This window comes from Sphaerisporangium viridialbum, assembly GCF_049674955.1.
GTDB lineage: Bacteria > Actinomycetota > Actinomycetes > Streptosporangiales > Streptosporangiaceae > Sphaerisporangium > Sphaerisporangium viridialbum.
On sequence record NZ_CP187232.1, the window covers coordinates 2,386,822 to 2,411,248 of the forward strand.

20 protein-coding genes are annotated in these 24,427 nt (G+C 70.5%); 8 read left to right on the top strand and 12 right to left on the bottom strand.

From position 1 onward, the window contains the following. The first annotated feature begins 22 nt into the window (after positions 1-22). The 4 genes from ACOZ38_RS10585 (at position 23) to ACOZ38_RS10600 (ending at position 5,721) form a co-directional block, all read left to right on the top strand. The gene (locus tag ACOZ38_RS10585; protein ID WP_424530004.1) at positions 23-1,522 is read left to right on the top strand and encodes a glycoside hydrolase family 36 protein; all 1,500 of its coding nucleotides are present in this window, start codon (positions 23-25) and stop codon (positions 1,520-1,522) included. 57 nt (positions 1,523-1,579) lie between these two features. After that, the gene (gene melA / locus ACOZ38_RS10590; RefSeq protein WP_424530006.1) at positions 1,580-2,908 is read left to right on the top strand and encodes an alpha-galactosidase; all 1,329 of its coding nucleotides are present in this window, start codon (positions 1,580-1,582) and stop codon (positions 2,906-2,908) included. After that, positions 2,908-3,714 carry a DeoR/GlpR family DNA-binding transcription regulator gene (locus tag ACOZ38_RS10595; RefSeq protein WP_424530007.1) on the top strand — a complete coding sequence of 269 codons (807 nt, stop codon included), beginning with the start codon at positions 2,908-2,910 and terminating at the stop codon, positions 3,712-3,714. The genes melA and ACOZ38_RS10595 overlap by 1 nt, the downstream gene beginning before the upstream one ends. A gap of 165 nt (positions 3,715-3,879) precedes the next feature. After that, positions 3,880-5,721: a DUF4832 domain-containing protein gene (locus tag ACOZ38_RS10600; protein ID WP_424530009.1), complete on the top strand. Its 1,842-nt coding sequence runs from the start codon at positions 3,880-3,882 to the stop codon at positions 5,719-5,721. A 74-nt stretch (positions 5,722-5,795) separates the two neighbouring features. On the opposite strand, the gene ACOZ38_RS10605 is transcribed toward ACOZ38_RS10600, so the two are convergent. From ACOZ38_RS10605 to ACOZ38_RS10635, 7 genes are all read right to left on the bottom strand, one after another. Further along, positions 5,796-7,220: an acyl-CoA carboxylase subunit beta gene (locus tag ACOZ38_RS10605; protein WP_424530010.1), complete on the bottom strand. Its 1,425-nt coding sequence runs from the start codon at positions 7,218-7,220 to the stop codon at positions 5,796-5,798. A gap of 12 nt (positions 7,221-7,232) precedes the next feature. After that, positions 7,233-8,465 (bottom strand): beta-ketoacyl-ACP synthase II, encoded by a 1,233-nt coding sequence (gene fabF, locus ACOZ38_RS10610; protein ID WP_424530012.1) that lies wholly within the window; start codon positions 8,463-8,465, stop codon positions 7,233-7,235. Positions 8,466-8,538: 73 nt separating this feature from the next. After that, entirely contained in the window at positions 8,539-8,778 is a 240-nt protein-coding gene (locus ACOZ38_RS10615; protein WP_405145851.1) for an acyl carrier protein, read from the bottom strand. Positions 8,779-8,848: 70 nt separating this feature from the next. Beyond that, positions 8,849-9,796, bottom strand: a complete 948-nt coding sequence (locus tag ACOZ38_RS10620) for a beta-ketoacyl-ACP synthase III (RefSeq protein ID WP_405151943.1) — start codon at positions 9,794-9,796, stop codon at positions 8,849-8,851. 5 nt (positions 9,797-9,801) lie between these two features. Next, entirely contained in the window at positions 9,802-10,728 is a 927-nt protein-coding gene (locus ACOZ38_RS10625; RefSeq protein ID WP_405151944.1) for an ACP S-malonyltransferase, read from the bottom strand. Positions 10,729-10,845: 117 nt separating this feature from the next. After that, positions 10,846-11,955: a PucR family transcriptional regulator gene (locus tag ACOZ38_RS10630; RefSeq protein ID WP_363913383.1), complete on the bottom strand. Its 1,110-nt coding sequence runs from the start codon at positions 11,953-11,955 to the stop codon at positions 10,846-10,848. A 181-nt stretch (positions 11,956-12,136) separates the two neighbouring features. Continuing rightward, positions 12,137-13,603: a PLP-dependent aminotransferase family protein gene (locus tag ACOZ38_RS10635; RefSeq protein ID WP_424530014.1), complete on the bottom strand. Its 1,467-nt coding sequence runs from the start codon at positions 13,601-13,603 to the stop codon at positions 12,137-12,139. A gap of 128 nt (positions 13,604-13,731) precedes the next feature. On the opposite strand from ACOZ38_RS10635, the gene ACOZ38_RS10640 reads away from it, so the two are divergent. After that, complete coding sequence (locus tag ACOZ38_RS10640) at positions 13,732-14,334, top strand: disulfide bond formation protein DsbA (RefSeq protein ID WP_424536982.1); 603 nt, start codon at positions 13,732-13,734, stop codon at positions 14,332-14,334. 12 nt (positions 14,335-14,346) lie between these two features. After that, the gene (locus ACOZ38_RS10645) at positions 14,347-15,633 is read left to right on the top strand and encodes an MFS transporter (RefSeq protein WP_424530016.1); all 1,287 of its coding nucleotides are present in this window, start codon (positions 14,347-14,349) and stop codon (positions 15,631-15,633) included. On the opposite strand, the gene ACOZ38_RS10650 is transcribed toward ACOZ38_RS10645, so the two are convergent. From ACOZ38_RS10650 to ACOZ38_RS10660, 3 genes are read right to left on the bottom strand one after another with little or no spacing between them, the layout of a single operon-like run. Beyond that, positions 15,608-16,060: a DUF350 domain-containing protein gene (locus ACOZ38_RS10650; protein WP_424530018.1), complete on the bottom strand. Its 453-nt coding sequence runs from the start codon at positions 16,058-16,060 to the stop codon at positions 15,608-15,610. The two genes, ACOZ38_RS10645 and ACOZ38_RS10650, sit on opposite strands and share 26 nt — an antisense overlap. A gap of 37 nt (positions 16,061-16,097) precedes the next feature. Further along, a complete protein-coding gene (locus tag ACOZ38_RS10655) occupies positions 16,098-17,252 on the bottom strand; it encodes a glutathionylspermidine synthase family protein (RefSeq protein WP_405145859.1) in 1,155 nt (384 codons plus the stop codon). Positions 17,253-17,288: 36 nt separating this feature from the next. Beyond that, entirely contained in the window at positions 17,289-17,603 is a 315-nt protein-coding gene (locus tag ACOZ38_RS10660; RefSeq protein WP_424530020.1) for a hypothetical protein, read from the bottom strand. A gap of 336 nt (positions 17,604-17,939) precedes the next feature. Between ACOZ38_RS10660 and ACOZ38_RS10665 the strand changes: the two genes are divergently transcribed. Continuing rightward, the gene (locus tag ACOZ38_RS10665; protein WP_424530022.1) at positions 17,940-18,962 is read left to right on the top strand and encodes a PHP domain-containing protein; all 1,023 of its coding nucleotides are present in this window, start codon (positions 17,940-17,942) and stop codon (positions 18,960-18,962) included. 66 nt (positions 18,963-19,028) lie between these two features. Beyond that, positions 19,029-19,598 (top strand): helix-turn-helix transcriptional regulator, encoded by a 570-nt coding sequence (locus ACOZ38_RS10670; RefSeq protein ID WP_424530023.1) that lies wholly within the window; start codon positions 19,029-19,031, stop codon positions 19,596-19,598. Positions 19,599-19,704: 106 nt separating this feature from the next. On the opposite strand, the gene ACOZ38_RS10675 is transcribed toward ACOZ38_RS10670, so the two are convergent. Together ACOZ38_RS10675 and aceE are read right to left on the bottom strand one after the other, a co-directional pair. Beyond that, a complete protein-coding gene (locus tag ACOZ38_RS10675; RefSeq protein ID WP_424530025.1) occupies positions 19,705-21,384 on the bottom strand; it encodes a trypsin-like peptidase domain-containing protein in 1,680 nt (559 codons plus the stop codon). A 130-nt stretch (positions 21,385-21,514) separates the two neighbouring features. After that, positions 21,515-24,271: a pyruvate dehydrogenase (acetyl-transferring), homodimeric type gene (gene aceE / locus ACOZ38_RS10680; RefSeq protein WP_424530026.1), complete on the bottom strand. Its 2,757-nt coding sequence runs from the start codon at positions 24,269-24,271 to the stop codon at positions 21,515-21,517. Positions 24,272-24,427 lie beyond the last annotated feature (156 nt).

A 24,427-nucleotide genomic window follows, 5' to 3' on the forward strand; every position in this document is an offset into this window, starting at 1 on the left:
GGCCCATCCTAAAAGGACGGCAATGGAGACAATTCTGCAGCTCGGGGGCCATCGCCTGCCCGCTCGCCTGCCCGGCGAGCCGCGCGTGACCGACGGTGGGCTGATCATCCCCGCGGGTGATGTCCAGATTCTGCATCCCTTCGGCGCGACGAACTTCTACCGGCATGGCTGGAACTCCTACAGCCCGACCTCGTGGTGGCCCCTCGGCGGCGATCCACTGCGCATCCCGGAGGAGTCGCGACGCCTGACCGCCGACGACATCGACAACGACAGCCCGTGGCGGCACGGCGGCAGCGCGGTCGGCGCGATCGATGGCCCGGACGGAAACGTGCTGCTGCTCGGCGGCCTGGGTCTGGATGTGCCACGGGTCGAGGCGGACGGGCGGATGCTGGCCGGCCACCTGGAGACCGGGGACGCCGACTGGTTCCTCGCCTATGGCCCCGAGGAGCAGGTGTTCCGCCGATACGCCGACCTGCTCGGCGAGCGCCTGGGCCACCGCACCCCGAGCGCCGGCAACGTCTGGTGCAGCTGGTATTCCTTCTTCGAGGACATCACCGAGCCGCTCATCCACAAGGTTCTCGAGGACCTGCGGGGCTACCCGTTCGACGTCGTCCAGCTCGACGACGGCTGGGAGCGCTGTGTCGGTGACTGGGAGGCCAACGCCGACTTCCCCTCCGGCATGGCGGACATGGCCTCCCGTATCCGCGACCACGGCTTCACTCCCGGTCTGTGGCTCTCACCGTTCATCGCGCCCGCCCAGTCGGAGATCTACCGCACCCGGCCGCACCTGTTCCTCCATGACGAGCACGGCGATCCCAAGCCCGCCGGATTCAACTGGGGCAACTCCTACTTCGCCCTCGACACCACCCTGCCGGAGACCCGCGACCACCTGGTGGACACCTTCCAGAAGGTGCGGGACTGGGGTTACCGCTATCTCAAGCTGGACTTCATGTACGCCGGGGCGCTGTCGGGGGCGCGTCACCAGGACGTGCCACGCGAGGAGGCCTACCGCGACGCCGCCCGGCTGATCCGCGAGGTCGCGGGGGAGGACACCTACCTCCTTGGCAGCGGGGTTCCGGTCATACCCTCGATCGGAATCTTCGACGGCATCCGGGTCAGCCCTGATGTGGCACCGTACTGGGACAACAGCGAGCGCTCGACGGACTACTCGGGGGCGGGCGCCCGCAACGCGGTCATCGCCTCGCTCCACCGGCTCTGGCTGCGTCCTCTCCTGGAGGTCGACCCCGACCCGGTGTTCTTCCGCACCCGCTACAACCTGCTGGACGACGACACCAAGCGGCTGCTCGTCGATCTCGCCCACATCTGCGGCTTCCGCGCCGTCTCCGACCCCGTCGAATGGCTGGACGAACCCGAACGCCGGGCCCTGACCGCCTTTCTCACCGAACGCCCCGAGGTCCGCCGCGTCGACCGCTACCGCTTCACCATCGACGGCAGGGATGTGGACTTCGAGCCCTACGTCAACCCCACCGGGCGCGTCTCGGATCGGCTGCTGGTCAAGTGAAGGGATGCGCCTGAGGTCCTTTCCCAGGGGTAAGCTCCTGTCCTCAGGAGGTTTCGGATGGCAAAGGTCGTCATCACCGGGGCGGGCAACGTCGAGCTCACGCGCAAGATCCTTTCGGATCTGTTCTCGAGCGCCGAGCTCGGTGGCGCAATCCACATCGCGCTGCACGATGTGGATCCCGGGCGGCTGGCCACGGCTGAGGCGCTCGCCCGGCGCCTCGCCGGGGAGACAGGCTCCGGCGCGTCCGTCCAGGCGAGCGAGGGCCGGCGGTCGCTGCTCGACGGGGCGGATTTCGTCATCTGCCAGTTCGACGTCGGCGGGTACGACGCGGCGCTGCGCGACTTCGAGATCCCGCGCCGGTATGGCCTGCGGCAGACGGTCGGCGACACCATCGGCGTCGGCGGCATCTTCCGCGGCCTGCGGACGATCCCGGTGCTCGTCGGCCTCGCGGCGGACATGACCGAGCTGTGCCCGGACGCGTGGCTGCTGAACTACACCGATCCCATGGCGACGTTGTGCTGGGCGGTACACGCGGGCGCGCCGCTGCGCCGCGTCGCCGGGTTGTGCCACTCGGTCCGCGACACCCACGCGCTGCTGGCCGACCTCGTCGGCCGCGAGCTGGAGGAGATCACCTTCCGCACGGCCGGAGTGAACCACCAGGCCTTCGTGCTGCGCTTCGAAAGCGAAGGCCGCTCGCTCTACGCCGATCTCGACCTGCTGATGGAGGAGGACCTGGAGCTCCGTGGCCACGTCCGTAGCGAGATCTATCGCCGCTTCGGCTACTTCCCGACCGAGTCGAGCGAGCACGCCGCCGAGTACGTGCCGTGGTTCCTCCCGCATGAGAACGAGGTCCGGCGGCTCGGCCTGCCGATCGACGAGTCCCTGCGACGCAGAGCCAGGAAGCTCGACGCGTACGAGCGGCTCCGGAGCTCCCTGGCGTCCGGCGAGCCGCTCCTCGCCAGGTGGAAGCATTTCGAGATGGCGTCCGAGGTGATCCACTCGATGGTCACCGGAACGCCGCGCGAGGTGTACCTCACCCTGCCCAACGCCGGTCTGATCGGCAATCTCCCCGAGGGGGCGTGCGTGGAGGTGCCGGCCCTGGTCGACGGCTCGGGAATCCATCCGGTCCCGGTCGGTCCGCTGCCCGTACAGCTGGCCGCGCTGAACCGCACCTTCCTCAATGTGGTGGAGCTGACCGTGACCGCGGCCCTCGAGGAACGACGATCGGCGGTGTACCAGGCGGCCATGCTCGACCCCAACACCTCGGCCACCCTGCCCCTGGCAGCCATAGAGGAGCTGTGCGACGAGCTCATCGACGCGCATGCGGCGGTGTTGCCCGCGGGCATCGTGCACGACAGGCGCATCCCGTCCGGCAGGGCGGGCTGATGGGAGAGGCGGCCGCGGCGCCGGACATCGCCGCCGACGTCCGGCGGGAGCGAATCGTCTCCATGGTCATGGAGCACGAGTTCGTCCGCGTCACCGATCTGGCCGAGATCTTCGGGGTCACGAGCGTCACGATCCGCGCCGACCTGGAGCTGCTCGACAAGCAGGGGGTCATCCGGCGCGTCCGGGGTGGCGCGATCCCCGTCAAGCCGTCCCGCTCCGCCGAGCCGTCCTTCGAGGACTCCCTCGGCAGCGCGGCGGTGGAGAAGACCCGCCTGGCCCGGCACGCGGCCGGCCTCGTGGCCAACGGGGAGAGCGTCGTCATCGACGCCGGCACCACCACGACCTTCCTCGCCCGTGCCCTGGTCGCCCGGCCCGACCTGACCGATGTCGTGGTCTTCACCAACAGCCTGCGCGTGGCCGTGGAGCTGGAGCCGGCCATACCCCGGATCTCGGTGCTGGTCACCGGTGGAACGTTACGGCCGGTCACCCACGCGCTCGTCGACCCTCTCGGTGCCCCCATGCTGGAGCGCATCCACGCGGACACGCTCTTCCTCGGCTGCCACGGCGTCCATCTCAAATCGGGCGTCACCGGGGTCAACCTTCTCGAGGCCGAGATGAAGCGCAGGATGATCAACGCGTCGCGGCGGCACGTCGTGCTGGCCGACTCCTCCAAGTTGGGCCGCACGGGGCTCGCCCCCGTCTGCGCCCTCTCCGAGGTGGATCTCCTGATCACAGGCCGGGAGGCCGACCCGGAGTTCGTCGCGGCCCTGTGCGAGAACGGCCCGCCCGTGGACCTCGTGGAGTAGCCGTCTTCGTTAACGAAGAGCACTGTTTCGCATTGGCAAATTGGGTCTTGTGAAGGTTTGCGAAATCTGTTTCGATTTCAGGCAAGCCGATTCGGATCGTGCGCTCACACCTCCCTCAACCCCCTGGTGCGGCGGGTCTGTCGTGCCATACAGGAGGCTTTTCCAATGCGACGATGGCAAGGGGCATTCCTCGCCGTGCTGCTGGCCGCCGCGGGCGCTCTCGCGGCGACGGTGACCGGAGTCGGCGCGGCCGCGGCGAGCACCAGCTACACGGCGGACACCAGCGTCTTCGCCAACCCCGAGCGGGGTTTCCACCATCGGGTCGACATCGTCGGCCTGAGCGACGGTGACGTGTCGGCCGCCAGGAGTCAGAACATCACGCTGCTGCACAGCTACCTCCGGCTTGACTCCTACCGGTCGAGCCGGATCCCGCAGAGCGTGCTCGACGGTCTCGCGGCGGGGCTGGCCAAGGCCCGTGCCGGTGGCCTGAAGGTGATCATCCGGGTGGCCTACAACTGGGGGCCGTACCCCAACTCGGAGCCCGACGCCGACCGGGCCTGGATCACCCAGCACCTGGCCCAGCTCAAGCCCGTCTTCGCCGCCAACTCCGACGTGCTCGCCTTTTTCGAGGCCGGTTTCATCGGCGCGTGGGGCGAGTGGCACACCTCCACGCACGGTTACGACACCGACGTGAACGCCAAGCGGGACATCCTCAAGGAGATCCTCGCCGCCTACCCGGCCGACCGCCAGGTCTCGCTGCGCTACCCCAGCGACGTCCGGGCCATCGTGCCGCAGCTGACCGCCCCGGAGGCGGCCCGCGTCGGCAACCACCAGGACTGCTTCGGCGCCAGCGACCCCGACGACTGGGGGACGTGGGGGCGTGACGGGCACTCGCCCGCCGAGGACAAGCAGCTCATCGCGCAGCTCGGGCAGCGCCACGTCGTCGGTGGCGAGACGTGCAACGTGGACAGCCCGCGTGCCCACTGCGACACCGCGCTGAACGAGCTGTCGATGATGCACTTCTCCGATCTCAACATCGACTACGAGCCCGGCGTGATCGCCGGCTACAAGAGCGAGGGCTGCTTCGACACCCTCCAGCGCAACCTCGGCTACCGTTTCCGGTTGACCACGGGGAACCTCCCCGCGGGAGCCGCCCCGGGAGGCTCGCTGCCGCTCAGCCTCACGATCCACAACGACGGCTGGGCCACGCCGTACAACGACAGGCCGGTCTTCGCGGTGCTGGACGGCAGCGGTGGAACCTTCCCGATCCAGCTCTCCACCGATCCCAGGACCTGGAACTCGGGCGCCGACACGACGCTCAACCAGACCGTCACGGTCCCGTCCAACGTCCCCAAGGGCTCCTATCGGCTCGCGCTGTGGCTGCCGGACAAGGCGAGCGGCCTTCGATCCAATCCCGCCTACTCGATCCGCTTCGCCAACCAGAACGTGTGGGACGCGGCCAGGGGCTTCAACGTGCTGGGCACCGTGACCGTGGGAGGCGCCACCTCGACGCCCACGCCCACGCCCACGCCGACCCCGAGCCCCACGCCGACCGTGAACCGGCTGGTCGTGGACGACTACAACGGCACACCCGGCTACGGCACCCACGTCAACGACCTCGGCAAGTGGACGGGGGGCAACAGCTTCGTCAACGGCGAAGGCGCAGAATCGGGCGGAGCCCTCACCCTTCGGTACAACAACTCGGGCTGGTTCGGCAGCGACGTCAACACCTCGGTCGCCGGCCGCGCCTATCTGGTCCTGCGGATCAAGGGAGCGGCGGGCGGCGAGCAGAACGACTTCCAGCTCAGCGCCGGCGGGGCGACGAAGGTCTTCAAGGACTTCGTCCTGGACGGGGGAGGCCACCCGCAGGTCACCACGTCATACCAGGACATCAAGATCCCGCTTGCCGGCAACGGCATCAGCGCGTCGTCGCCCGGCCAGGTCTCCATGGGATTCTGGTACGGCCGCAGCGGCACGGTGACCATCGACCAGATCTCGTTCGAATAGGCATCTCCGCGGCACAAACGCGTTGAGGCCCCGCACCGGACGACGCCGGTGCGGGGCCTCACGGGTGAGCGGCTTCAGAGCGGGATGTTGCCGTGGGCTCCGCGTGCCGGGGTGGCCTGGGCGAGGACCTTGGCGATGGCGCCGCGGGTCTCGGCGGGCTTGATGACCTCGTCGACCACGCCGAGCTGGATGGCCCGGTCGAGGCCGCCCGCGACCTTCTCGTGCTCCTCGGCGAGCCGGGCCTCGAGGGCCGAGCGCTCGTCTTCGGGGGCGGCGGCGATCTCGCGGCGCTTGAGCACCCGCACCGCCGCGACCGCGCCCATGACGGCGACCTCGGCGGTCGGCCAGGCGAACACCTTGGTGGCGCCCAGGGACCGGGAGTTCATCGCGATGTACGCGCCGCCGTACGCCTTGCGGGTCACGAGCGTCACGCGCGGGACCGAGGCCTCGGCGAAGGCGTGCAGCAGCTTGGCGCCGCGCCGAACCACGCCGTCGTGCTCCTGCCCGACGCCGGGGAGGTAGCCGGGGACGTCCACCAGGACGACCAGCGGCACCCCGAAGGAGTCGCACATGCGCACGAACCGGGCGGCCTTCTCGGCGGAGATCGAGTCGAGGCAGCCGGCCAGCCGCATCGGGTTGTTGGCGATGATGCCGACCGTGCGCCCGCCGAGGCGGCCGAGCGTGGTGACGATGTTGGGCGCCCACTTGGGGTGCAGCTCGACACCCGGCTCGTCGAGCAGGCCGTTGACCAGCGGGTGCACGGAGTACGCCCGGCGGGCCTCCTCGGGCAGCAGGCCGGAGAAGTCGACGTCCTGGACCGAGTCGAGCCGGACGCCTCCCTGGTGGCCGAGCAGCACGGCGAGGCGCCGGGCGTTCAGCAGGGCCTCGGCGTCGGTCTTGGTGACCACGTGGACCACGCCGCTGCGCTTGCTGTGCGGCTCGGGGCCGCCGAGGGCGGCCATGTCGATCTTCTCGCCGGTGACGCTGCGGACGACGTCCGGGCCGGTGACGAAGATGCGGCCCTGGTCGGAAAGGATCACGAGGTCGGTCAGGGCGGGCCCGTACGCCGCCCCGCCCGCCGCCGGGCCGAGGACCACGGAGATCTGCGGCACCACGCCCGAGGCCCGGGTCATGGCGGCGAACACACGGCCCACGGCGTGCAGGGACTCCACACCCTCGGCGAGGCGGGCGCCCCCGGAGTGCCACAGGCCGACGATCGGCACCCGCTCGCGGACCGCCACGTCGTAGGCGTGCACGATGTGCTCGCAGCCCTCGGAGCCCATCGCGCCCCCCTGGAGGCGGGCGTCGCTGGAGAAGGCCACCACCGGCACGCCCTCCACGCGGCCCATGGCGGCGAGCACGCCGCTGCGGTCCTCGGGCGAGATCAGATGGATGGATCCCTCGTCGAACAGGGCTGAAAGACGTATCAGCGGGTCGCGAGGATCAGGAGCCTCCTTTTCGGAGGACGCGGACACCACCCCGTTGTCGAGCACAGTCACTGCCGCTCCAAATCAGACGCTGGCGAAGGCGACGGCGACGTTGTGGCCGCCGAACCCGAACGAGTTGTTGATCGCGGCGATCTGACCATCGGGGAGCTTGCGCGGCGTGTCGCGCACGATGTCGATCTCGACGCCGTCCTCCAGGTCGTCGACGTTGACGGTGGGGGGCACGACACGGTCGTGCAGCGCCTTGATCGTGAAGACGGACTCGATGCCGCCGGCCCCGCCGAGCAGGTGACCCGTCATCGACTTGGTCGCCGTCACGAGCGGGTGGTCGCCGATGATGTCCTGGATCGCCACGGCCTCCACGACGTCACCCGCGGGGGTGGAGGTGGCGTGCGCGTTGACGTGCCGGATGTCGTTGCCGGTCAGCCCGGAGTCCGCGAGGACCCTTCGTGCCGCGCTTCTGAGGCCCGCGCCGGTGGGCTCGGGCTGGGCGATGTGGTGGGCGTCGCCGGAGTAGCCGACCCCGGCCACCTCGGCGTACACGCGGGCGCCTCGCGCGCGGGCGTGCTCCTCTGACTCAAGGACGACGATGCCCGCGCCCTCGCCGAGCACGAAGCCGTCGCGGCCCTTGTCCCAGGGCCGGGAGGCGTGCTCGGGGTCGTCGTTGCGCGTCGACATCGCGCGCATCGCCGCGAAGGAGCCGATGTTGAGCGGGTGGATGGCCGCCTCGGTGCCGCCCGCCACCACGACGTCCGCACGCCCGGTGCGGATCATCTCGGTGGCGTAGCCGATGGACTCGGCACCGGTGGCACAGGCGCTCACGGTGGCGTGGACGCCAGCGGTCGCGCCGAGCTCGATGCCGATCCACCCGGCCGAGCCGTTGGGCATCAGCATGGGGACGGTGAACGGCGAGAGCCGCTGCCAGCCCTTCTCCTTGAAGACGTCGTAGGCCGCCAGGATCGTGGTGATCCCGCCGATGCCACTGCCGACGACCACGCCGAGCCGGTCGGGCGCGACCTTCGGCGTGCCCGCGTCCTGCCAGGCCTCGCGCGCGGCGATCAGCGCGAACTGCTCGGCGCGGTCGAGGCGGCGCGACTCGGGCCTCGGGAGCACCTCGGTGGGGTCGACGGCGGCCCTGGCGGCGAACTTCACCGGCAGGAGGTCGACCCACTCCTCGGTGAGCGCGCGGACTCCCGACTGCCCGGCGAGGAGCGCCGACCAGGTCGAGGCGACGTCTCCACCGAGGGGCGTCGTCACGCCGAGCCCGGTGACGACGACACGTACCCGGTCTGTACTCACTTTGATGCGCTCCTTGTGATCGTCGCGAAGCAGGGGGGCTCAGACGCCCGGACGGGCCGGACGCCTGAGACGGTCAGTTCTGGATGAAGTTGACGACGTCCTTGACGGTCTTGAGGTGCTTGAGCTGGTCGTCGGGGATCTCCACGCCGAACTCGTCCTGCGCGGCGACGGCGATCTCGACCATCGAGAGGGAGTCGATGTCCAGGTCGTCCACGAAGTTCTTCTCGGGGGTGACCTCGGCAGCCGGGATGCCGGTGATCTCGTTGATGATCTTGCCGAGGCCCGCGAGGATTTCCTGCTCGGTCGCTGCCATGTCCTGATTTCTCCTTGGGATTGAGTTCTTCTTGCTGTGTACGGCGAGCCGTGCGGGCCTCCGTACAGGTCTAGGGGATCTCGACCACTTGGCCGGCGTAGGTCAGGCCGGCGCCGAAGCCGAGCAGCAGGGCGAGGTCGCCCGACTGGACCTCCCCGCGCTCGATCATGCGGCTCAGCGCCAGCGGGATCGACGCCGCGGAGGTGTTCCCCGCGAGCACGATGTCCTTGGCGATGACGGCCTTCTCGGCGCCGAGCTTGCGGGCGATGGCCTCGATGATGCGGAGGTTCGCCTGGTGGGGGACGAACGCCGCCAGCTCGGAGGGGTCCACCCCGGCACGCTCGCAGGCCTCCTTGGCCACCGGGTGAAGAGCCGTCGTTGCCCAGCGGAACACGGTCTGGCCTTCCTGGTGCAGGAAGGAGTCGCGGTCCTTGACGATGATCGCGTCGGACTTGTCGCCCGCGCTGCCCCAGACGACGGGGCCGATGCCCGGGGTGTCCGACGGCCCGACCACGGCGGCCCCCGCGCCGTCCGCGAAGATCACGCAGGTGGCCCTGTCGGTCCAGTCGACCCACTGGGAGAGCTTCTCGGTGCCGACGACCAGCACGTTGGTCGCGGACCCGGCCCGCACGGCGTCGCCCGCGGCGGCCAGGGCGTAGCAGAAGCCGGCGCAGGCGGCGTTGACGTCGAAGGCGCCGGGGGACTCGATGCCGAGACGGTGCGCGACGCGGGCGGCGGCGTTCGGGATCTGCGCCTCCAGGGTGCAGGTGGCGACGACGACCAGGTCGATCTCGCTCGCCGACAGCCCGCTCGCGGCCAGGGCCTTGCCGCCCGCCTGCACGGCGAGGTCGACGTCGGACTCCTCGGGCCCCGCGACCCGGCGCTCCTTGATGCCGACACGGCTCTGAATCCACGCGTCGTTGGTGTCGATGGTCTTGGCCAGGTCGTCGTTGGTGACGACCCCGGCCGGCTGGTAACCGCCGAACGCGAGCACCTTGGCGCCCGGGGCGCCCCGCATGATCCTCACTGGACGGTCTCCTTGCTGATCACGGCGCGGGCTGCCGCGAGGTCGTCGGGGGTCTTCAGGGGAACCGTCTCGACGCCGCGGAGCGCCCGCTTGGCGAGGCCGGTGAGCGTGCCACCGGGCAATAGCTCGATCATGGCGGTCACGCCGAGATCGGCCATCGTGGCCATGCAAAGGTCCCACCTGACCGGGCGGCCGACCTGGTCGATCAGCCGCCGGACGAACTCGGCGCCGGTGGCGACGGCCGTCCCGTCCGCGTTGGACAGCAGGGTCACGCCCGGGTCGCCCGGGGTGAGGGCGGCGGCCTCGGCGCGCAGGTGCTCGACCGCGGAGGCCATGTGGTGGGTATGGAACGCTCCCGCGACCGAGAGCGGGATCAGCCGGGCGCGGGCCGGGGGGTCGGCCTTGAAGGCCGAAAGCTGGGCGGCCGTGCCGGCGGCGACGATCTGCCCGGCTCCGTTGATGTTGGCGGGAGTGAGGCCGTGACGCTCGATCGCCCCGAGCACCTCCTCCTCGGCGCCGCCGAGCACGGCGGTCATGCCGGTCTCGGTGACCGAGGCGGCCTTGGCCATCGCCTGGCCGCGCTCGCGCACCAGCGCGATGGCCTGCTCAGGGGTGAGCACTCCGGCGAGCGCCCCCGCGGTGAACTCGCCGACGCTGTGACCCGCGACCACGCCGGGAGCGCCGGAGCCCTCGCCGCCGAGCAGGACCTCGGCGACGGCGAGGCCGGCGGCTACGAGGAGTGGCTGCGCGACCGCGGTGTCCTTGATCTCATCGGCCTCGGCCGTGGTCCCGTAGGAGATCAGATCGAGGCCGGCGACATCCGACCACGCTGACAGCCGGTCACGCAGACCGGGGATCTCGAGCCACGGGGACAGGAAGCCTGGAGCCTGGGCACCTTGGCCGGGAGCGACGATGACGAGCACAAAATCCACCATGCCCTGTAGGAGTTCACCACACTGCTAATGATCCGTACGAACTTTGTCGGGGGGTTTTTGTAGGAAACCTCCAGTGGAGATTTCCGGCCCGTTACCGAACCCCGGTTACGTTACGGTTGCCCGCGACAACCTGCCGAGGATCAGACCGACCTGCAACGTGAAGGCCGACCTGCCCTCGGTCGGCAGGTAACCGGTCAGCTCTGTGATCTTCTTCAAACGGTAACGCACGGTGTTCGGATGCACGAACAACAGACGCGCCGTGGCTTCCAAAGATGTGCCCTGCTCCAGGTAGGTCGCCAGTGTATCGAGCAGGGGCGTGCCCTCCAGGGGCTTGTAGACGTTCTCGATCAGCTGGGCCCGCGCGTCGTCGTCGCCGTCGATCGCCCGCTCGGCGAGCAGGTCCTCGGCGAGCACCGGCCGGGGCGCGTCGGGCCACCCCGTCGCCGCGCGCAGGCCCGCCGTGGCGGCCCTCGCCGAGCTGGCCGCCGCGTGCAGGTCGGGGACCTCCGGGCCGATGACGATCGGGCCTGGCCCGAAGCGCGGCACCACGTGCCTGGCGGCGTCCTTGATGCTGTCGGCGCCGCCCACGATGACGATGAGGCGGTCGCCCTGCACCCCGGCCAGCAGATCTTGCCCGAGGCGCCGGCCCTTGTCGCGCATGCCGTCGATGACCGTCTGGGGGTCGGCGTCCGGGGCGTGCCCGGCCAGCACGACCACGGGGGAGGACGTCCAGCCGAGCGCCGCGGCCCAGGAGTGCAGCCCGTCGTCCACCTCGCCGCGGACCAGCGCGTCCACGATGAGCGCCTCCAGGCGCGCGTCCCAGGCGCCGCGCACCTCGGCCTCGCGGGCGTAGACGTGCGCGGCGGCGAACGCCACGTCACGGGTGTAGCGCAGCATCGCCTGGCGGAGCAGTTCCTCGCCGCCGGGCGCCGCGAGCTCCTGGACCTCGGCCTCCACGACCTCGACGACGACGCGCACGAGGTCCACCGTCTGCTGCAGGGACACCGAGCGCTTCAGCTCGCGGGGCGCGGTGCCGAAGATCTCGATGCTGGGGGTCGGCCTGCCCTCGTCGGCGTGCTGGAACCACTCGACGAACGCGGCGATGCCGGCCTGGGCCACGAGCCCGACCCAGGAGCGGTCTTCGGCCGACAGCGCGCGGTACCACGGCAGGCGGTCGTCCATCCGGGTCATCGCCGCGGTGCCGAGACTTCCCATCGCGCGTTCGAGGCGCCGTGCGGTGTCCTCACGTACCCGGTCGTTCACCCCCCTAGGGTGCCAGGTCAACGCGAGTGCGACAGCCGTACGGTGCGTGGTGGTGCTCTATATCACCGCGCGAGCGCGGACGGCTCGGATTTCTGCGACGCGCAGAGCGGTCGGGGCGCCATGGCGAGTGAACTCAGCCGGTGCCCTGACCAGGGCCGGGGGAACGGGCGTTGTGCGTCTCCTGGAAGGAGCGGGCCAGGAGGCGGAGGCCTGCGGCGATGTTCTCGGTGCGGATGGCGCCGTAGCCGAGCACCAGGCCGGCCTGCGGCCGGTCGCCGACGCAGTAGCCTGCCAGGCTGTCGATGGCGACGCCCAGGTTGCGCGCTCTGTTCAGGACGCGGGCCAGGTCGATGGACGCGCCGGGCTTGAGGCGGGCGCACAGGTGCAGGCCTGCGGCGGATGGCACGGGGTCGAGCCAGTCGGCGAAGTCGCTGCGAAGCGCGGTGACGATGCGTTCGTGCCGGGCGGCATACACCCGGGTCGCCCGGCGGATGTGCCGCGGCAGCTCGCCGGTGTCGATGAAGCGGGTGAGCGCCGCCTGGACCGTGTACTCGCCATGCCAGCTGGTGAGCTGCTGCGCTGCGCGCAACGCGGGCTGCAGCGAGGCCGGGGCGACCAGGAAGCCGAGCCGCAGCCTCGGCAGCAGCGTCTTGGAGAACGTGCCCACGTAGACCACTCGGCCGGTGCGGTCGAGGCTCTGCAGGGGCGCGAGGGGTCGGTCGGAGAAGCGGAACTCGCTGTCGTAGTCGTCTTCGACGATGACGGCGCCGCGGCGCGAGGCCCATTCGAGCAGCGCGGCGCGCCGGGCCAGCGACATCGGCGTACCTAGCGGGAACTGGTGTGACGGCGTGACGTACACCAGCCGCGCGGCGGCCGGGAGCGCGCTCACGTCCAAGCCCTCGTCGTCGACGGGCACCGGCACGACGCGGGCGCCGAGGGAGCGGAACAGCAGCCGCGCCGGCGGGTATCCGGGTTCCTCAACGGCCACGCACTCGCCCGGTTCGATCAGGACCCGCCCGACGAGGTCGAGGGCCTGCTGGGCGCCCTGCGTGACCAGCACGTCGTCGGGTCCCGCGCGGACGGAGCGGGAGACGCCGACGTACCGGGCGATGGCCTCGCGCAGGCCGGGGTGCCCGCCGGGCTGGTCGTAACCGGCCGCCCTGATCGCCGAGTCGCGGAGTTCGCCGGCGATGAGGCGGCGCCAGGTGGCGAGCGGGAACAACGCGCCGTCGGGCGTACCGACCCGGAAGTCGTGGACCGGCGCCGGGACGGTGGGGGCCGGGGGAGGGACGGAGTCCCAGAACGGCCGGGGTCGCACGCCGCTGCCCGTCGGCGCGGCCCGGGGCCGGGCGCGGGTGAGCGGCTCGGTGCCCACGAAGGTCCCGGCGCCGACGCGGGCGACCAGGAAGCCCTCGGCCGTCAGGCGTTCGTACGCGACGGCCACCGTGTTGCGGGCCACCTGGAGACGGCGGGCGAGCTCCCTGGTGGGCGGCAAGCGCTCACCAGGTCGCAGCCGGCCGTCCAGGATCGCCTCGAGCAGCTCCCGGTAGATGCGGGAGGCGCGGTCGCCGGGGCCCGCCAGGCTCACGTGCAGGTCCACGGCCAGACCCTATATTGGCCCATTCAAGATGTACAGAATTGGCGCTTCCATCAGCCAATCATCGCCAATAGCTTGATCTCGTAAAGGAGACATCGGACCGACGAGGAGCAACGGTGACCGCCGTCGACATGTGGTTTGACCCGAAATGCCCCTGGGCCTGGAACACCTCCCGCTGGCTGCTCGAGGTCGAGCGCGTACGCGACGTACAGGTGCGCTTCCACGTGCTCAGCCTGTGGCTGCTCAACGACGGCCGCGAAGGGCTGGAGGAGTGGTACGCGCGATGGCTCGCCGACACGCTCGGCCCGGTCCGCGTCCTCATCGCCGCCGAGCAGAAGTACGGCACGCCGATCCTGCGGGACCTTTACACCGCGTTCGGCAACCGTATCCACCACGAGAAGGCGCCGATCGGCCGGGACCTGTATGTCGGCGCGCTGGCCGAGCACGGCCTGGACACCGAATTGGCCGACGCGGCCGACGTCACCGACTACGACGACGCTCTGCGCCTGAGCCACCATGCGGGCCTCGACCCGGTCGGCGACGATCTCGGTACCCCGGCCATCCACGTACCCGGCGCGGACGGGCGGCCCAACGCGTTCTTCGGCCCGGTGGTGAGCCCCGTGCCACGCGGCGAGGTGGCGGGCCGGCTCTGGGACGGCGTCCTGCTGGTCTCGGCCACGCCCGGGTTCTTCGAGCTCAAGCGTTCCCGCACCGAATCCCCCCGTGTCGACTGACCGGAATAACCCATGTCACGGATCGTCCCGCCCGCCGGGCCGCCTCGCGTCCTGGCTCTGGCCCAGTTGGCGAACTCGCTCGGCGACGGGGCGTTCTACGCCTGCTCGGCGCTGTTCTTCACCCGGATCGTCGGGCTCTCCGCCACCCGGGTCGGGCTCGCGCTGACGCTCGGCTGGGCGACCGGCATGCTGGCCGGGGTGCCGCTCGGCCACCTCGCCGACCGCTGGGGACCGCGCCGCACCACGGTCCTGCTGTCCGTGGCGACCGCCGCCACCCTGAGCACCTTCCTGGTAGTGCGGTCGTTCCCGCTCTTCCTTCTCGTCGTCTGCGTGTACGCATGCTGCCAGGGCGGCCTGACCTCGGGCCGGCAGGCGCTGCTCGCCGGGCTGGTGGAGGCGGACCAGCGTACGACCGTACGGGCGCACCTGCAGTCGACGCTCAACGGGGGACTGGCGATCGGTGCCGGGCTGGGCGGGCTGGCCCTCTACTTCGATGCCCGCCCTGCGTACCTGTCGGTCTTCGCCGTGGACGCGGCGAGTTTCCTCGCCGCCGCGCTGGTGCTGCGCCGGTTGCCCGAGGTCCCGCCCGCGCCGGTGGCGGCCGCCGGCGAGCCCCGGCTGGCCGTGCTCCGCGACCGGCCGTACGCCGTGATCACGTTCCTGAACGCGATCATGTACCTGAACATGCCGCTGCTCAGCCTGGGCCTGCCGCTGTGGATCGTGCAGCGTACCGACGCCCCGAAGCCGATGGCCGCGGCGCTGCTGGTGGTCAACATGCTGAGCGTGGTGGTGTTCCAGGTACGGGTCGCCCGGCGGGTGACCGACCTGCGTACCGCCGCCCGGGTGACCGGCCGCGCCGGCTGGCTGATGCTCGCCGCGTGCGCCGTGTACGCACTGTCCGGGGCCCGCATTGGGGCTTGGCCAGCGGTCGCGATCCTGCTCGCCGCCGCGGCGATCCAGGTGTTCGGCGAGATGATGCAGGGCGCGGGCGGCTGGGAGCTCAGCTTCGCGCTGGCCCCGGCCGACAAGCAGGGCCAGTACCAGGGCTTCTACGGCATGGCACCGCAGATCGCCCGGATGCTCGGTCCGATGCTGCTGACCAGCCTGCTGATCGGCTGGGGCATGCCGGGCTGGCTGACGCTGGGTGGGCTGTTCCTGCTCGCCGGGCTCGCCATGGGACCGGCCGTGCGCCTCGCGGAGCGCCGTGCGGGTAGTGGTTTTGACGTCGATCCACGCTCGGGCGTACGTGCACCTGGCCCCGGACCGCCAGTCGTCAAGGCATCACCGCGACTGCGGTGATCAGCCCGATCGCGAGGTGGGTCACGGCGAGCAGGACGGCGCCCGGCTGGAGTGTGGGCTCGCCCACGAGCCGGCGTACGGAGATGCCCGCGACGCGGTCGAAGAGCAGCATCCCGAGGGTCTGCACGGCGATGCCCACCACCCCGAACACCAGCGTGGCGAGCAGGCCCTCCTGAAGCACCCCGCCGGAGGACCAGATGGAGGCCGCGACGATGAGCCCGACGGCCGCGAGCCCCGAGGCGGTGAGCAGCGTGGCGTTGGGGTTGCGGTCGGTCTGGATGAGCTTGCCGAGCCGGCCGGGGGTGGCCATGTCGATCACATAGAAGCCGGCGATGAGCAGCAGAACGCCCAGCACCGCGTACGCGAGGATGGCGAGAGCCCCTCGTCCGAGCGCCTCTCCCAGCGGGCCGGCGAGCGCGATGGTCATGTGTTTCTCCTAGCACGTACGGGGGGTGGGCACCGGCTCAGGGGATGATGCGATGGGGGACGAAGGAGGAGGAGTCATCGGTGATCAGGCCAGAGGTCTCCCGGATGCCGAGCCCCGCGGCCTCGTCCCCGACGATCCACGCGCCGAGCACCGGGCGCCAGCCGTCGAAGTCAGGAAGCGCGCGGAACTCCTGGTAGACGTAGCCCTCGGCGCCGTAGCCGCCCTCGGTGCTCTGGGTGGCCTCGGGCGTCACGATGCGCATGCTCGCGCCCTCCCTGCCGAGCAGCGGCTTCTCGATGTGGGCGGGCAGGTCGCGGGGGCCGTCGAGGTAGGCGGGGAGCAGGTTCGGGTGGCCGGGGTACATCTCCCACAGCACCGCGAGCAGCGCCTTGTTGGAGAGCAGCATCTTCCACAGCGGCTCGATCCAGGTCATGGAGATCTGCTGACTCACCGCCCGCGGCCCGAACGGGTCGGCGACCGCCCACTCCCAGGGGTAGAGCTTGCAGAGCGTGCGGATGACCCGCTGTTCCATGTCGACGAACCGCAGGCCGCGGGGGTCCCACCCGATGTCCTCCATGGCGACGGCGACGGTGTGCAGGCCCGCCTGCTCGGCGGTCTCCTGCAGGTACCCGAGCGTCATCACCTCTTCGCCGGTCTCGTCCATGTTCGTCCAGGCGAAGTGCGCCGGGCCGGTCTGGAGCGGAAGCTCCTTCCACCGGTCGACCAGGCGTTCGTGAAGGGAGTTCCACTGGTCGCCGTCCGGGTGGACGTCCTTGAGCCAGAACCACTGGACCAGCGAGCTCTCGACGAGGCTGGTCGGGGTGTCGGCGTTGTACTCGAGCAGCTTGGCGGGCCCGGTCCCGTCGTAGCGCAGGTCGAAGCGGCCGTACACGTGCGGGTCGCGGCGCCGCCATGACGCCTCCACGTCCGGCACGGCCCACTCGGGGATGGCGAAGTCGCGGAAGCGGCCGTGGGCGATCACGTGCCCGACCGCTTCCAGGCACATGCCGTGCAGCTCCTCGACCTGGCTCTCCAGGTCGAGCACCTCCCGCATGGTGAAGGTGTAGTGCACGCTCTCGTCCCAGTAGGGGCGGGCCAGGTGCACCGGGTGCGCGGAGCGGTGGTAGGCGAGCCCCTGCGACTCGATGATCTCTTCCCAGCCGTCCCGGGGCGTGGACGCCTCCCGCCGCACGTCAGCCCCTTCCCCGGCCGTGCCGCCGCCGGGGGCTCAACTGCCGCCCGACCCTCTGCCGCCGAAGCCGCCCCGCTGGATGACCGTGCCCGAACGGGCGCTGATGTGCGCGTTCGACGGCCGGATGGTCGTTCCGCGAAGCACCCGGCCGGCCGTGCGGGCGCCCCCGTAGTACCAGCCGTAGGCGCCGTGCGAGCCTCGGTAGCCGTCGTCGCACCTGTCGTCGCCCACGACCTGGTACGACCCGTCGGCCTGGCGGCTGTTGAGGTCCACGCAGTCGGCGGTGACCCGCTCGGCGAAGGTGTCCTGCGCGGCGCAGAATCCGACGACCAGGGTGGAGAGCAATCCCATGGTCCCGAGCGTTATCGCGCTGGACGACCATCCCTTGCCCTTGCCCGGCGGCCTGCCCTGCTGCGGCGTCCCCTGTGCCAGAGGGTGGGGTGGCAGTACACGCTCTGGCTCGGGGTTTTCCATCGAATTCCATCTCTCGAAAAGTCAGCACAGCGTACCGTTTGGACCGATCAACGGGAACATCGGCATCAAAGGTTCCAAAAAGCGGGATATCCAATGTCGTAAATAATCTTGGCAACAGTGAGTCGGCATCCTGGCAGGTGGGAGCGGCCGTCCGGCCGGGCGGCGAGATCGGTGCACGGGAGAGTGCCACCCCCGCCGGGTAGATTCGCGGTTGTGGAACCGGTCGAAGCGCTGAAGAGGATCGCCTTTCTCCTTGAGCGGGCGGGCGAGCCGACCTACCGGGTGCGCGCCTTCCGCGGCGCCGCGTCCACCGTCGAGGGCATCTCGCGCGACGAGCTCGTACGGCTCGCGCGGTCGGGGGGCCTGTCCGACCTGAAGGGCATCGGCAAGGTCACCGCCCTGGCGATCACCGAGGCGCTGGACGGCGCGACCCCCACCTACCTGCGCCGCCTGGAGGACACCGCGGGCCTCGACCTCGACGAGGAGACCGCCGCCCTGCGCGCCGCGCTCAAGGGCGACCTGCACAGCCATTCCGACTGGTCGGACGGCGGTTCGCCCATCGAGGAGACGGCCGCGGCGGCTCGCGACCTCGGCCACGACTACCTCGCCATGACCGACCACTCGCCGCGCCTGGCCGTGGCCCGCGGCCTGTCCCCGGCCCGGCTGCGCGAGCAGCTCGACGTCATCGCCGGGCTGAACGAGAAGCTGGCGCCGTTCCGGATCCTGACCGGCATCGAGGTGGACATCCTGCAGGACGGCTCGCTCGACCAGGAGCCCGAGCTCCTCGACCGGCTGGACGTGGTGGTCGCCAGCGTGCACTCCAAGCTGAGGATGGACGCCGGCGACATGACCCGCAGGATGGTCACGGCCGTCGCCGACCCGCGGGTGGACGTGCTCGGCCACTGCACGGGCCGCATCGTCCGGGCCGGCGGCCGGCGAGGCGGGCTCAGGCCCGAGTCGGCGTTCGACGCCGAGCTCGTCTTCGAGGCGTGCAGGCGGTTCGGGGTCGCGGTCGAGATCAACTCCCGTCCCGACCGGCTCGACCCGCCCAAGCGGCTGCTGCGGCTGGCGTACGAGATGGGGTGCCTGTTCTCGATCGACTCCGACGCGCACGCTCCCGGCCAGCTCGAATGGCAGCACTTCGGATGCGCGCGGGCCGCGCAGTGCGGCGTCGAGGCCGAGCGAGTGGTCGACACCTGGCCCCTCGGCGACCTGCTGGCCTGGACCACCGCATAGCCGCGTCGAGGACGGATCGCCGTGCGAGGCGAGCCGAATGTCGGTGCCCCGGCGTAGGTTCGGGATGTGAACCGTACCGATCGGCTCAACGCTCTGGTCCAGGAGCTGCGCGCGATCTCCCCCCGGTGCCGGTCCGCACGCGAGCTGAGCGCGCGGTTAGGGGTGAGCGTCCGCACCGTCGAGCGCGACATCTCGGCCCTCCAGCAGGCGGGCGTGCCCATCCGCGCCGAGGCGGGCGAGCGCGGGGGCTATGCCATCGACGCCTCCGGCCCGATTCCCCCACTCGACCTCATCCCCGCCGAGACCGGCACCGAGGCGGCCCTGGACGCGCGGGCCGCGGTCGCCCGGGTGATCGAGGAGGCCCTGCGAGACCGGCGGGTGCTGCGCATCGTTTACGAAGACCGCTCGGGCGCCACCACCGAGCGCGATGTCGAGCCCGGCGTGTTCATCGGCGGGCGCGGCGGCTTCTGGTACCTGGTGGCGTGGTGCCGGCTCAGGGAGGACGTCCGGGTGTTCCGGCTCGACCGCGTGGCAGCCGCCGCGCTCACCGGCGAGCCGGCCAGGGCCAGGCGCAGGCTGGAGGAGTACGCCCCGGACATCCCCGACCTGATCGCCCGCGACTCCGCCCTCGGCTGACGCTCCAGACCGCTCCTGCGCGGGTTCGGGCACTCGGGCACCCCGAAGCCTGCCAGGACAGGTAGAAGGCCCGCCACGTGGTCGTGTGGCGGGCCCTGGACGGTGGTCACTGGCCGGGCGGCCGGTTCCCGAGCTGGCGGCGGAGCTGGGCCAGCTCACGCTCCAGATCGGCGATCTGCGGCTGCGGGCCGTGCTGCTCCTGCGGGGCGTGCTGGGGCGGGTAGCCCCCGTTGGGCTGCGGCGGCTGGTAGCCCTGCGGCGCGCCACCGGGCTGGCCGTACGGGAGCGCGGCCTGCTGCTGGGCCCACGGCGGCGGGGGGACGGCGCCCCCGTACCCCTGCTGGGCCGGGAAGGACGACGCGGGCGCCGCCTGCCTGCGGCGGCGGCCGAGCGAGGTCACCAGCACCACGACGATGACGAGGCCGATGACCACGCCTCCGCCGATCAGGAGCCACGGCAGGATCGACGACGGGGTCTCGTCCTTGCCCGAGGAGATCGCCTGCTGGGTGTCGCTGATGTACTTGGCGACGTAGGGGTGGTTGGGGAAGAGCGCCTGCACCTCGCGGAACTTCGGCAGCGCCTGCGAGTAGTAGTGCCTGAAGTAGTCGTCGAGCGCCTCGTTGTACCGGGTGGAGGTGAGCGCCTGCGACGGCTTGACGTTCTTCTCGTTGAGCTTCTCCTTGATGATGCTCACCGGCAGGACGAACGTCTGGGTCTCGGTGTTCTCGCCGCCGTCGGTGACCGAGCCGGCGATCAGCATGCCGATGACCTTGCCGGCCTTGCTGAAGACCGGGCCGCCGGAGTTGCCGTGGTAGGCCGGGGCCTGGGTCTGGATGTACGGCACGCCGGTCTGCGTGGCGCGCTTGGCGTTGTACGGGCCCTCGGTCAGGGCCGGGTCCAGCTTGGACTCCAGGCTGAAGAACGGGGTGTTGGTCACCAGGCCGGGGAAGCCGCTGATGTAGAGCGTGTCACCGGTCTGCACGTCCGCGTCGTCGCCCAGCGGCACGGTCGGCAGGTTCTGCTGGCCGTTGACCTTGAGCAGGGCGAAGTCCTTGCCGGGGTAGCTCTCGCCGACCGACACCAGCTCGGCGGGCACGGGCTTGGCCGTCTTGTCGACGCCGCCGCCGGGCAGGCTCTGCAGGACCGCGAGGTTCTTCTGCAGCCCCTCGATACTCAGGTGGGTGCCGTTGAAGGTGACGAAGATCTGCGTCGCCAGCTTCACGATCTCCTCGTCGGTCTGGAGATCGCCCAGATCGCGTACCACCGATTCGGCGTCCGCTTTGTTGAACTTCCCGAGCGCCTGCTGGGCGAAGAGCTGGCTGAGCTCCTCGTCGCCGGTCTCGACGCAGTGGGCGCCGGTCACCATGTACCCGTCCGGCGTCACCCACCAGCCGGTGCACAGCCCGCCGACCTCGGCGTCCACGGACCGGTTGGGGCCCGCGGCGCGAAGGTAGGCGTTGGGGTTCGCGGCCATGTGCTGGAGGACGTACTTCCAGATGCTGCGCTCGTCCTGAGCGATCTTGCCGGAGAGCGCGGCGTCGCCGGCCTGCTGGGCCAGCGCCTGAAGGGCCGACTGCTTGACCTCGGGAGTGGGGACGACCACCTGACCGCTGTAGGTCAGGCTGGTCAGCTGGACCGCGGGGTTGGCCTGGGCGGCCAGCCGGGTGCCCACGGGCACGTTGGGTTCGCCATCGGCCGTGGCGGGCGCGGCCACGGCCGTCATGCTCATGGCGATCGACGCCGAGGCGGCGACCATCGTGAGCTTTTTCCTGATATTTCCGTTCACGCTGGCCATCGTGGGACACGCGGCTTGTCCATGGCTTGTGACTGACTTGGCGAGCGGCTCCAGTGGGCTTGGGCGCGAAACAGGCCCCCGCGCGATGCTCGCGCGAGGGCCTGCCGTCGGCCAGGGGAGGTCAGACTCCCATGGACTGCGTCTCGTTGCTCTCCGGGGTCGGCTGCGCGACGACCTCGGTGACGCCGTTCTTCAGGTGGTAGCGCGAGATGGCCTCGCGCAGGGTCTCCTGCTTGACCTCGCCGCGCTTGGCCAGCTCGGTGAGCACGGCCAGGGTGATCGACGCGGCGTCCACGTGGAAGTGGCGGCGCAGCGCCGAGCGGGTGTCCGACAGGCCGAAGCCGTCGGTGCCGAGGGACGCCCAGTCGCCGGGCACCCACCGCGCGATCTGGTCGGGCACGGCCCGCATGTAGTCGCTGACGCCCACGAAGGGACCGGGGACGTCGGTCAGCACCTGGGTGACGTAGGGCACGCGCTGCTCGGACTCGGGGTTGAGCAGGTTGTGCTCCTCGCAGTCGAGCGCGTCCCTGCGCAGCTCGGTCCACGAGGGCGCCGACCACACCTCGGCCGCCACGCCCCACTCCTCGGCGAGCAGGCGCTGTGCCTCGAGGGCCCAGCGACCGGCCACGCCGGAGGCGAGGATGTTCGCCCGGGGACCCTCGATGTCGGGGGCCTCCGCGAACCGGTAGAGACCCTTGAGCACCCCTTCGACGTCGAGGTTCTCGGGCTCGGCCGGCTGCGGGTAGGGCTCGTTGTAGACGGTGAGGTAGTAGAAGATGTCCTCGGGCTGCTCGCCGTACATGCGGCGCAGGCCGTCCTTGACGATGTGCGCGATCTCGAAGGCCCACGCCGGGTCGTACGACACGGCCGCGGGGTTCGTCGAGGCGATCAGCGGCGTGTGGCCGTCCTCGTGCTGGAGGCCCTCGCCGTTGAGCGTGGTGCGCCCGGCCGTCGCCCCCAGCAGGAAGCCGCGGCCCATCTGGTCGCCGAGCTGCCACATCTGGTCGGCGGTGCGCTGGAACCCGAACATCGAGTAGAAGATGTAGACCGGGATCATGTGCTGGCCGTGCGTGGCGTACGCCGACCCCGCGGCGATCACCGAGCCCATGGAGCCGGACTCGCTGATCCCCTCGTGCAGGATCTGGCCCTCGACCGACTCCTTGTAGGACAGCAGCAGGTTGCGGTCGACCGCGTCGTACGTCTGCCCGTGCGGGGAGTAGATCTTGGCGGTCGGGAACATCGCGTCGACGCCGAAGGTGCGGGCCTCGTCCGGGATGACCGGCACGAACCTGGCGCCGATCTCCTTGTCGCGCATGAGGTCCTTGAGCAGGCGGACGAACGCCATGGTCGTGGCGACGTTCTGCTTGCCCGAGCCCTTCTTCAGGTCGGCGTAGACCTTGTCGCCGGGGAGCTTCAGCGGCTTGGCACGCGTGACGCGCTTCGGCAGGAAGCCGCCGAGCGCCGCGCGACGCTCGCGCATGTACGCGATCTCCTCGTCGTTCTCGCCCGGGTGGAAGTACGGGGGCAGGTCGCCCTCGAGGTCCTTGTCGGGGATCGGGAGGTAGAGCCGGTCGCGGAACTCCTTGAGCTCGGCCTTGCTCATCTTCTTCATCTGGTGCGTGGCGTTGCGCGCCTCGAAGTCCTTGCCGAGGGTCCATCCCTTGATGGTCTGGGCGAGGATGACCGTGGGCTGGCCGACGTGCTCGCGTGCCGCCTTGAACGCCGCGTACACCTTGCGGTAGTCGTGGCCGCCGCGCGACAGCTTGCGGATGTCGTCGTCGGACAGGTGCTCGACCATCTTGCGCAGCCGCGGGTCGTCTCCGAAGAAGTGCTCCCGGATGTACTCACCGGACTCGACGGAGTAGGTCTGGAACTGCCCGTCGGGGGTGGTGTTCATCTTGTTGACGAGCACGCCGTCGACGTCGGCGGCGAGGAGCTGGTCCCACTCGCGGCCCCAGACCACCTTGATGACGTTCCAGCCGGCGCCGCGGAAGTACGACTCCAGCTCCTGGATGATCTTGCCGTTGCCGCGCACCGGCCCGTCGAGCCGCTGCAGGTTGCAGTTGATCACGAAGGTGAGGTTGTCGAGCTCCTCGCGGGAGGCGAGGCCGATCGCGCCCAGCGACTCGGGCTCGTCCATCTCACCGTCGCCGAGGAAGCACCAGACGTGGCTGCGGCTGGTGTCCTTGACCTTGCGGTTGAGCAGGTAGCGGTTGAACCGCGCCTGGTAGATCGCGCCGATCGCCCCGAGGCCCATGGAGACCGTGGGGAACTCCCAGAAGTCGGGCATCAGGCGCGGGTGCGGGTAAGAGGGCAGGCCCTTGAAGCCGTGGGACAGCTCCTGGCGGAAGGCGTCGAGCTGCGACTCGTTCAGGCGGCCTTCCAGGAACGCCCGGGCGTAGATGCCGGGGGCGGCATGGCCCTGGATGAAGACCTGGTCGCCCGACTCGCCGTGGTCCTTGCCGCGGAAGAAGTGGTTGAAGCCCACTTCGTACAGCGACGCGGCGGAGGCGTAGGTGGCGATGTGGCCACCGACGTTGGTGCGGGCGTTGGCCCGGGTCACCATCACCGCGGCGTTCCACCGGGTGTACGCCCTGATGCGCCGTTCGACGTACTCGTCGCCCGGGAACCACGGCTCGCGCTCCGGCGGGATGGTGTTGATGTAGTCGGTGCTCCGCAGCCCGGGCACCCCCACCTGATGCTCTCTCGCCCGCTCTAGCAGGCGCAGCATCAGATAACGGGCTCGGCTACGACCCTCCGTCTTCACGACGGTGTCAAGCGACTCGAGCCACTCCTGGGTCTCGCTGGGGTCGACATCAGGCAGCTGGCTGGGTAGGCCGTCGCTGATGATCGAGAAACGCTGGCGTCCGGAAGCCACTGGGTCTCGCCTTCCGAGGATGGACTGGTAAGCCTCTTCTTCGAATGTCTAGGTCGTCTTCCATCCTGGCCGCTTACACCGGAAAGTGCATCTCTACCGTCCGGTAACCAAGATGTCCCTGCTGGCAGGGGCACAGCTGTGGCCTAGACCACCGAT